Source organism: Alteromonas genovensis, assembly GCF_010500895.1.
In the GTDB taxonomy this organism is placed as follows: Bacteria; Pseudomonadota; Gammaproteobacteria; order Enterobacterales; family Alteromonadaceae; genus Alteromonas; species Alteromonas genovensis.
Genome location: NZ_JAAAWO010000018.1, coordinates 1 through 8,371, shown reverse-complemented (window position 1 = coordinate 8,371; position 8,371 = coordinate 1). Strand labels below are relative to the sequence as shown.

Here is an 8,371-nt window from a genome sequence, read left to right as displayed (position 1 = left end):
AATAAATTGAGCCAGTCTTGCACTTCTCTTCGTTGGTGTCGCTGCATGGGTATTCTCCTTAGCAAAAAAAGAACACCATGCCGTAGCTAATTTATGAATTGAATGTGGGGATTACCGGACGGACACCTTTAATCAACATAACCTATTCCTTGAGAATGTTGGTCTTACTCGCTAAGTTTGGGAAGTCCGGATATAACGCTGAGCTAGCGGGCAGTGACGTAGCGGCATAATCGCGAAGCGCCCTGCGTGTTTGCGTCCCAGACCGCGCAGCGGGCGAACTTGATTTTTTTGTTATAAGACATGTTACTTAACACCCTGAATAGTGCCATTGGTGCCAACAATTAGGCATACGCTACCATAATATAAGCAATCACCTTTTATGAATGGTCGAGAGCCATAAATATCCAGTGGAACAATATTATCAACTTCGTTGACGCTTTTACCTATGAGCTGCGCATTTGTTAGAGCGAACAGTTGCTCCGATATTTTAGTTTGGGTTTCTAGGCTTGCTTCCATGTAAGTTAAAGAGACACCGTTATCCAAACTCTGATACAACCAAAACACGTTGGTTAGCAGGAGTAATATTGAAAGGATACTAATAACAACCTTGTTCAGTGAGTTTCCTTTGTCTTATAACGCCGTTTTAAGCGGCAAATTTCAATTTGCTAAAATAAGTGAGGAACGAACAAAAAACCAACTGTAGTTTATCCGACTTGAAAACCCTTGTTATGACTACATTTGGCCGATAGTTATTCCGATGAATTATTTTTATTCGATTTATCTGAAGCTTCTAAAGATGCCTTAAAATCTTCAAACTCTATTTTCAATTTGGCGATATCGTTTTTTGCTGTCGTAGCATAAGATAAACCAGCTAAACCAAAAATAAATCCTATAATTCCCATAGCTTCCATATTGCTCTCCTAGTGAGGTAGTTATAACTTTAAGCTAACGGGCACAAACGTAGTGCGAAAATCGGCGAAGCCTCGCATTGGTTTTGTGTCCTAGTGACCGAAGGGAACGAGTTTAGCCCTTTGTTGGGCCCTTCCACGAAATGTCAATCTTCCTATGTTGAGAAACGCAATCCCTAAGATAAAGGTTGATGAGGCTCTGATAAGGCACACCTTCTTCTTCTGCCATTTCTTTGAAGTAACTTATGACGTCCTCACTTAACCGCATGGTAACTGGCTTTTTAAGCTTACTTGCATAGGGGTTTTTGCGAGATTTAAGTTTACTGAAATCGTATTCTGCTTCCATTATTGGCCACCATAATGTTTGCGTTCGTTTTTCGTTGCTTTACGAGCAGAAATGATTCTTATCTTACTTCCATCCTCGCGTTCGCAATGACAAACGGTAAGTACATTTGAAAGAGAACTGACACCTAACATAAGAAATCTGTCCTCTCCAAGAATAGAATTTGATTCGTCATAGAATTGAACCGCATTTTCATCATAGAAGATAGACTGGGCCTCACGAAAAGAGATGCCATGTTTTTTGAGATTCGATGAAGCTTTTGCCTCATCCCATTCGAATTTAATCATATGTACATCGTATGTACAATGAGGTGAATTGTCAAAGGGGCCTAACTTTCAAATAAGGGGCGCAAACATGTGGGGCATAATGGCGAAGCCGCCCCGCGTGTATGCGTCCTAGCGAACAAAGTGAGTGAGTTTATTGAGTTGTAAGGCCGTGCCGATAAGTTAGTCATGGCTATTAATAAAACTTTGTAACTCATCTGAGAAGCCATTGATTTGCTTAGCTTCTAGAAGGCCTTCTGATTTCATTAATGCAAGTTGCAGCATAGCTTTGGACCTTGCATTGTAATCGAATATGTTGGCGATACGTTTGTCACTGTTTTCCATCAATTTATACAAATAAAGATATCTTGCATGATTTGAAAGTTCGGGATTATCGATTCCTTTACGCACATCGTCCAAAACTTGCTGGCAGCATTTATCTAATGCATCTGCCTTAACTCGTTTGAAGTGTTTCCAATCTGCCTCTGAAATCATGCTCTACCTCTATAGGCCTAACGCCCAACTTAGGGGCAATAACACGTAGGCTAAAATGGGAGCGAAGCGACTGAGCCTACGTGTTATTGTCCCAGTGAGCGCTAGCGAACGACTGCAGTTTTTTGTGTACGCCCAGCATGGGCATGAACTAATGAGCGGGAGGCCGCCCCGGATAAAAGTCCTCTGTAGGAAGGTCACCATCCTTAGCGATTTATATTGCTATTAGATGATAACTACTAGCGAATGGCAAGGGCAAATCCGCGAGGATTTGTCTGGAGGAAGCCGCTAGCAAATCTGCGAGCTGATGAACAAGAATATCATATGAGGCGTAGGCTGAAGGTGAGTTGGCACGAGACAACGAAACCATGTGACTTAACGGCCACCGTAAATGATGCAGCAGTGCAGAGACAGTCCATGTGTTTATCTGCGGTGGGACTGGCCTTCCAGAGACCTGCTTAACAAGCGATCGGTAATTAACCAGTGAGGTTCTGGTATACAAGTGCCTTGGCTTTTCAGCTCCATCAACTGGAAAGAGCGAATACGATGAAAACCGACAGCGTCAATAGAGGCAACTTTGTTGATGATTAAGCAGAAGTCAGCAGACGGCATAGTAGCCAAACACCCATCGTAATGGATGGGACACGGTGAAGTCGGGGGCCGACCCGCCATAAACCTAAAGGTCAGTGAGGAGCCTGTGCAGCTCAACGTCTTCATGCCCGACCGGGCTTAGGAGCGTTGGCGCAAAAGCAGAAACCAGCATTGGGATAAGTTGGAGCTAATCGGCCAGCCTATTTTGAAAACTTTTGGGAAACGCCCTGTACGGAACCGCATGCAGGATGTTGTGTGGGCTGGAGGTTAGATACCTCCGTCTACCCGATTAGGCATCAAGGCTTCGGTACCGTACCTACACCCGCAATTTGCACGGCAAATCCTCGTTGAGAAAGACTTTCAAATGCCTTGGAAAGATTCACTTTACTAAAAAATGGTAAGTTATCCTTCAAGGTTGATGAGTCTTCTCCAAGTATTACAAATACAACTTCTACACCATCACTTTTGAAGTTATCTAACGAGACTGTATTCTGTAATCCATTACACACGCGCTTAAGAGCTTTTCTAGTCGCTTTCCTAAACTCTTTATCACCCAACAATACTTCTGCAGACACACTACCTTGAGCAAATAAGTGACTTAACCCAGCAGAGCCACCTTTTCGGTGTTTGACATGAATATACTGCTTGTTTGCAGTCATTAGGTCACAAAGCTCAATGGAAGTTGTCGTTCTGTTGCTTTTAATTAATTTTTTATCTAAAAGGTGATAAGAATGTGTGTTGGCAGCCCTTTCATTGTAATCACCTTCGGTTTCAATCTTATCTTTTGTCTTACCATCAACAACTTCACTCCATGTATAAACTTCAGGGAATGGTAAGCTAGATATAGGTATTTGTGAAAGCGTGGTGTTTACTCTAGTCATAAAGTCAGTAGCGATTTCGTACCATGCCCCAGCAAACAGCACATATACTTTGTCGCTTGTTTTATGCTCAAAGTAAATAGATTTATATATTTGGTGTTCTGTTTCATTTTCATGGACATCGTATACAAATAGTCGGTCTCTCTTTATTGAATCAACAGATACAGCAGCAACATCAAGGTTTGCATAGTAGTCATTAGTTTCAATTGTAGGGTTTATCGTGTTTTTGGAGCGCGTAAAGCTAAAACCCCAAATAGAATCCCAATCAGCTAACTCAGGAATAGTGACACATACATCAGGGCTTTTGGCTTTTAATGCAGTAACAAGATGATCATCTAGATTTGAAATTTCAGACGATTCCTTAATCTTACGAATGTTATCTACCCATGAAAATTCACCTTTGTAAGAGTCGTTGTCGTAATAGCCCGAAAGCGTTGAGATTAAATCACTGATTTCATCGATGTTTAACTCTATACCAAAAGAAAATACAGAATCGCCTCCTGAGATATTCTTTAAATTGACACCAGACTTAGGTGAACCTGTTACTGCTCTCAATACATCTTTCGAAATATCAATCCCAAAGACGCCGACACCTGACTCCCTCGCTGCTTGAGACTTTTTTTGTACAGCTTGATCATCTAAAGTAAAAAGATCAACACTTCTCAAGCTGTCGTGCTTTAAAGTGTTCAGCGCTGTTTTAATTCCAAAGTCATGCACGAAATACTTAGTATCTAAGAGAAAACGACCATAACCAAAAGTAAAAGCCATTGTATTGTCGGGGGTTTTAATAATTAATAACGCAGAGCTAGATCTATTCGACAGCTCTTCTAAACCTACACCCGTAACTTCTTCAGTAAAAGTAGCCCACTTAGGCTTTTTCTCCGCTGGAATTTTTACGAATAGACGCCCCTCTAGCTCATGTTGAGTATCAATGTCGTAGGAATTTACTTGTGCAGAACTCTTTAAGAATTCACTGACGTCAAGGTCTTTATATTCGTCTTTTACGAGAAATGAATTTAGAAAGAGGTACGGCTTTTTTTCATCACCATCCATTGCAGAAAACTCCGTATTTGATGCCTAACGCCCCAAGAAGGGGCAAAAATACGTGGGCTATAACTCGGAGCGAAGTGACGGGAGCCCACGTGTTTTTGTCCCACTTACTTGGTTTGTTATGTTGCTCATGCAAGATGCTGCTCTGCAAAGCTTTGAACAAACAACAGCATCATTTCTACTTGAGACTTGTCATATTCACTGTACTGGCCGTGAGCAGCTTTGTTTCTTATGTGAGCCCAGCTTGTAATTTGTTTTTGGACAAGCTTTGAATAGATATCGCTTTTTGCTAGTTCAGTATTCAATGGTTCAATTGTTAACGGAGCTCCATTCGGCTTAGTTATTGAGATATTATTCCGCTTACATAGTTCTCTCAGCCCATCTTCCAGAACAGTGCCAATTGTAACTGCGGCTGCGTCTTTATAGCCCTCGGACAACAAATGTTCGCCAATCTCCAAAAAATTAGCAAAAATTTCTGCTTGAAGTAATCCTTTGATGCTGCCAATTAAATCATTTTCTATATCATGGTTAATGGTTAAAGCTATCCCTTGAACTTCAGCTATCTGCCTGTACCAGTTGCTATGAATTGAATAAAAACTATCAATGGAAATGGCACGATCAAAATTTGCAAAATGTTGGCTATTTTCACCATATAGTTTTCTCACTAACTGCCCAATCCTAGTCACCCATGACGAAACCTCCGCTAAATCGTTTCCTTCTAAGGTACTGCGAGCTTGCGAGGCTTTCTGGATGATCTTGTTTCCAATATCAATGAGTGAATCTATTTCGCGTTTTACAGTTTGACTTATTTCCATAGTCTACAATCTCAAATTTACTGATGATGTCAGAGAGCAACATAACGCCCGCATAAAGGGCGATAATACATGGGCTAAAATTAGGAACGAAGTGACGCAGCCCATGTGTTAGCGTCCCAGTGAGCTTGCGAGCGATTTAATGCGTTATGTGTTTTACAGCAGAAGCTTGAATATGGAAAAAGTGGTAATAGCTGATAAAAAACATACGATTATTTGCTTTAGTGTTAAGGTATTTTGCCTTCGTCTCTTACGAGCCCACCTTTTTCTTAACCATATGAACTCTTTAAATATATATGGGTTATTACGAGTTGATCGCCTTTGTTCTATAAAAGGTATCAGATAATTTCCTATATTTAGAACTTCTGAACAATAGACCTTATATAAAACGTCTTCCCGGTAAGCTTTACATTTAATTCCATTAGCACCTCGTTCCCACCAATTTAAGATATCGCTTGCTGCTTTATATGCCGTGTAATCTATTTCTGGCTCTTTTGCGATGGCTCGAAGTGCATTGATGTCTTGATTCGTATTACTTTTAAAAGACGCAATTTCAGCTTGAGATTTCGAATAACGAGTTGAATCTTCGATTGCTTTTTCAAAATCGAGGGAGTTTTTTGTCCTAGCTAGTTTATAGCTTGATCTTAGAGAAATAAGAGTCAGAATCACACCAACTACTGCGATTAGCGCAGTAATTGATGCAGGAATTAATATAGGAGTTTTGTCTATATAAGATAGAACCGTAGAGCAAACACTATCCTTGTTATTGCATTCTAACAATTACTTTATAAACCGTCTCTGTCGTGTTCTTGGTACATTGCTAACACCTCGAGTGTTTTGTGAAAATAGAACATATACGATTTTTAGTATAGATTCAATCATAATGATTATCAAGTAATGACGTTATTGCCTGACACATAACTTTAAGCTAAGGGGCGCTAGCGCGTGGGCTAAAATCCGAACGAAGTGAGTCAGCCCGCGTGTTAGCGTCCCAGCGACCGAAGGGAGTGAACTTGAGCGCTTTGTTAGAAGCAGAGCCTGTTCCTTTGGCCTAGTTAAAAACTAATAAAGTCAGCATACGATTGATTATTAACACAAACAAGTAAAACAACAGCGCAGTGATGGTATTGATTTGACTGAAGCAAGCCGTCCTATGAGTTGCCGAGTGCAATGGCGCTTGCCGGGTAAAATAAGAACTTGTTGGTGAAGCGCCTATTGCGCAACCTTTGAAGTAAGCGCGGTGACATTAAAACTACCAAAGCTTGGGCGATGTTGGAAACAACAGAATAGGGTGGTTGAACTGATATTTTTATAAAGCCAAACGTAGTTTAGGCTGACGCCTTCTAACGCTAAGCTTTGGGGCGCAGGCACGGGGCTATAATCGCGAAGCGGCCCCGTGTTTGCGTCCCAGCGAACGGAGTGAGTGACAATAGCGTTTTGTTAGGCATTGTTGCTCAAACAACGACGTTAATTACGCCGAAATAGGCTAGCGATGAAATACCGACTAAAAAGCCCGCCCATGCGCCAATCATTCCAACTGCACTTATTGAGTTTAAACCAAAGGATATATCTTGCGCTCCGAGCTGCTCCATATTTCCAACTTGTGCGGCCACAGTACCTACAATTGATACGACGAAAGAAATTATAGCCAAAACAATAGCTCCAGTAGCATCCGGTTCAGACGAAAGCTTTTCCAAAAATGCTATCATGATCAGAATGCATCCCGTACTGAGTGTTGCTACATGCTTCATGTAGTCGTGAAACATTTTATGATATTCCACGACCCTTTCACGTAGTGGCAACTTGATTCGCATTATTCAATTCCTTTTTGTGTCCGCCCTTAAACGCATTGTTAGGCATTTACACCGCTGTTATTTCTGTTTATGTAATACAAAACGATAAAGCCTAAGCCAATAATTATTATTAGAGGAATTAAATACCAAAATATAAAAGCTGTGCTTTTGTTAAAAGATAACATTCCTTTTTCAGAGATTGAGACATCTTTCCAAATGAATTTTCCGCTATCTTTTTCTCTTACTTTATAGCGCCCTTTAAAAATATTGTTTATGTAATTTTGATCAGTTGCTAGGTTTTTATCTGTGATCAATAAAAGTTCAATATTTTCCCCAGCTAGAAGCTCCCCCTTCCACGATTTAATATTTATATCTTTTGCACCTTTAGATATTGAGGAGTGAAGCTTTCCTTGAGGGAGGTTGTCTACTTGAATGTCGTCAATTGCAATACCATCTTCGTTATTTGTTAAGTTTAAATATATTGAAGTTAAGCCATTTACTGAGTGTTTTTCCAGATTGTACGACACGGCCGCCATATCTGCTGTCATTAAGTTAGCAAACCAATAACACACAGTTAAGACAATCGCGGGTATAACAGCCCAAGCTGATTTTTCTAGAAAGTTCTGAGGAGTCATTAAAATGCTCCTTTACCAGTCAATACCGCTTGAATAGATACCGCATTAGTCATCAAGCATAATAGGCCTATATATGTAACTAAGACTAAATTAACTAATCTTTTCTTGTGCGTTGTTGCTGCTACTTGCTGTTTTACAATACTTAATCTTTCAGAAACGGTTAATAAAGAAAAATGTGCTGCAAAGAGAATCATAGAAAGAATCGCGGGGCTAAATAAGCTAAGCTCGACTCCCTCCTTATTAATGTCAAAAAGTTGAGGGATCAAAACCACAAAATCTAAGGCTAATGTAGCAACTATCGCATCGCGCAATGGGAAAGCTAAATGTTCTATTTTCCCTCTCTTTTTATCTGAGAAAGCAATTAGAACAAGTAAATACGCCAAAAAAGCTGGAATACCTACAAAATATATCATGACATCTGAAATCAATTTTTACTCCTATCTATTGGAATGCCTAACGCTAAGCTTTGGGGCGCTAGCACGTGGGCTAAAATCCGAACGAAGTGAGTCAGCCCACGTGTTAGCGTCCCAGCGACCGAAGGGAGTGCCAACAGCGTTTTGTTAGCTCAATCTTGATAAGTGATACTCTCTATACTTTCTTTTAAAG

The 8,371-nt window shown here is 40.4% G+C and carries 11 protein-coding genes; all 11 read right to left on the bottom strand.

Annotation, left to right across the window (positions count from 1 at the left end):
• Positions 1–749: 749 nt before the first annotated feature.
• The gene (locus tag GTQ48_RS17190) at positions 750–911 is read right to left on the bottom strand and encodes a hypothetical protein (protein ID WP_163107769.1); all 162 of its coding nucleotides are present in this window, start codon (positions 909–911) and stop codon (positions 750–752) included.
• Positions 912–1,023: 112 nt separating this feature from the next.
• The gene (locus tag GTQ48_RS17185) at positions 1,024–1,254 is read right to left on the bottom strand and encodes a BrnA antitoxin family protein (protein ID WP_163107768.1); all 231 of its coding nucleotides are present in this window, start codon (positions 1,252–1,254) and stop codon (positions 1,024–1,026) included.
• Positions 1,254–1,538: a BrnT family toxin gene (locus tag GTQ48_RS17180; protein ID WP_163107767.1), complete on the bottom strand. Its 285-nt coding sequence runs from the start codon at positions 1,536–1,538 to the stop codon at positions 1,254–1,256. Before GTQ48_RS17180 ends, GTQ48_RS17185 begins: the two co-directional genes overlap by 1 nt.
• Positions 1,539–1,697: 159 nt before the next feature.
• The gene (locus GTQ48_RS17175; RefSeq protein ID WP_163107766.1) at positions 1,698–2,009 is read right to left on the bottom strand and encodes a hypothetical protein; all 312 of its coding nucleotides are present in this window, start codon (positions 2,007–2,009) and stop codon (positions 1,698–1,700) included.
• Between the two features lie 420 nt (positions 2,010–2,429).
• On the bottom strand, positions 2,430–2,618 hold the full coding sequence (locus tag GTQ48_RS17170) for a hypothetical protein (protein ID WP_163107765.1): 189 nt from the start codon (positions 2,616–2,618) through the stop codon (positions 2,430–2,432).
• A gap of 275 nt (positions 2,619–2,893) precedes the next feature.
• Positions 2,894–4,528, bottom strand: coding sequence for a TIGR04141 family sporadically distributed protein (locus tag GTQ48_RS17165; RefSeq protein ID WP_163107764.1), 1,635 nt, complete (start codon positions 4,526–4,528; stop codon positions 2,894–2,896).
• 125 nt (positions 4,529–4,653) lie between these two features.
• Positions 4,654–5,340 (bottom strand): hypothetical protein, encoded by a 687-nt coding sequence (locus tag GTQ48_RS17160; protein ID WP_163107763.1) that lies wholly within the window; start codon positions 5,338–5,340, stop codon positions 4,654–4,656.
• 153 nt (positions 5,341–5,493) lie between these two features.
• Positions 5,494–6,117 carry a DUF4760 domain-containing protein gene (locus GTQ48_RS17155; protein ID WP_163107762.1) on the bottom strand — a complete coding sequence of 208 codons (624 nt, stop codon included), beginning with the start codon at positions 6,115–6,117 and terminating at the stop codon, positions 5,494–5,496.
• A gap of 674 nt (positions 6,118–6,791) precedes the next feature.
• Complete coding sequence (locus GTQ48_RS17150) at positions 6,792–7,151, bottom strand: hypothetical protein (RefSeq protein ID WP_163107761.1); 360 nt, start codon at positions 7,149–7,151, stop codon at positions 6,792–6,794.
• A 38-nt stretch (positions 7,152–7,189) separates the two neighbouring features.
• Positions 7,190–7,765 carry a hypothetical protein gene (locus GTQ48_RS17145; protein ID WP_163107760.1) on the bottom strand — a complete coding sequence of 192 codons (576 nt, stop codon included), beginning with the start codon at positions 7,763–7,765 and terminating at the stop codon, positions 7,190–7,192.
• On the bottom strand, positions 7,765–8,193 hold the full coding sequence (locus GTQ48_RS17140) for a hypothetical protein (RefSeq protein ID WP_163107759.1): 429 nt from the start codon (positions 8,191–8,193) through the stop codon (positions 7,765–7,767). Before GTQ48_RS17140 ends, GTQ48_RS17145 begins: the two co-directional genes overlap by 1 nt.
• Positions 8,194–8,371: the final 178 nt, after the last annotated feature.

What these genes read in the sequence shown, in the direction of transcription:
- GTQ48_RS17160 (WP_163107763.1), bottom strand. Translation starts at nt 5,340, where the DNA reads ATGGAAATAAGTCAAACTGTAAAACGCGAAATAGATTCACTCATTGAT.
- GTQ48_RS17170 (WP_163107765.1), bottom strand. Translation starts at nt 2,618, where the DNA reads ATGCCGTCTGCTGACTTCTGCTTAATCATCAACAAAGTTGCCTCTATT.
- GTQ48_RS17150 (WP_163107761.1), bottom strand. Translation starts at nt 7,151, where the DNA reads ATGCGAATCAAGTTGCCACTACGTGAAAGGGTCGTGGAATATCATAAA.
- GTQ48_RS17145 (WP_163107760.1), bottom strand. Translation starts at nt 7,765, where the DNA reads ATGACTCCTCAGAACTTTCTAGAAAAATCAGCTTGGGCTGTTATACCC.
- GTQ48_RS17165 (WP_163107764.1), bottom strand. Translation starts at nt 4,528, where the DNA reads ATGGATGGTGATGAAAAAAAGCCGTACCTCTTTCTAAATTCATTTCTC.
- GTQ48_RS17175 (WP_163107766.1), bottom strand. Translation starts at nt 2,009, where the DNA reads ATGATTTCAGAGGCAGATTGGAAACACTTCAAACGAGTTAAGGCAGAT.
- GTQ48_RS17185 (WP_163107768.1), bottom strand. Translation starts at nt 1,254, where the DNA reads ATGGAAGCAGAATACGATTTCAGTAAACTTAAATCTCGCAAAAACCCC.
- GTQ48_RS17190 (WP_163107769.1), bottom strand. Translation starts at nt 911, where the DNA reads ATGGAAGCTATGGGAATTATAGGATTTATTTTTGGTTTAGCTGGTTTA.
- GTQ48_RS17180 (WP_163107767.1), bottom strand. Translation starts at nt 1,538, where the DNA reads ATGATTAAATTCGAATGGGATGAGGCAAAAGCTTCATCGAATCTCAAA.